Origin of the sequence: Neisseria sp. P0009.S008, assembly GCF_051958615.1 — a bacterium.
Classification (GTDB): domain Bacteria; phylum Pseudomonadota; class Gammaproteobacteria; order Burkholderiales; family Neisseriaceae; genus Neisseria; species Neisseria subflava.
This window is the reverse complement of the sequence record NZ_JBQCVG010000059.1, coordinates 1-276: the sequence shown is the minus strand read 5'-3', so window position 1 is coordinate 276 and position 276 is coordinate 1. Positions and strand designations below refer to the sequence as shown.

The following is a 276-nucleotide window of genomic DNA, read 5'->3' as shown; positions in this document are numbered from 1 at the left end:
GCGTTCGCCGGGGCCGACGACCGGATCGTCGAGGACGAGGGCATGCCCCTGCCGTTCGAGAGGCCCTACTGGGCCGGCGAGTTCCCGCTCGACACGGCGACCGACACCCCCTTGGCGTTGCCGTTCTCGCCGTCGTCACTCCTCCACGCCGCCCACCGCGACTGGCTCGGCTTCGACCTGGAGCCGGGGGGTCTCGACGTGCCGGTCCACGGGTTCGCCACCGACGGTCGCCGCGAGGTACGCCAGCACACCCCGCTCTCCGGGCCGGCACTGCAC

1 protein-coding gene is annotated in these 276 nt (G+C 73.6%); it reads left to right on the top strand.

Features of this window, described 5'->3' with window-relative positions; translation table 11 throughout:
• Positions 1 to 276, top strand: a 276-nt coding sequence (locus tag ACTHSQ_RS11245; RefSeq protein WP_440375957.1) for a DUF6928 family protein, incomplete at both ends; no start/stop codon positions are given.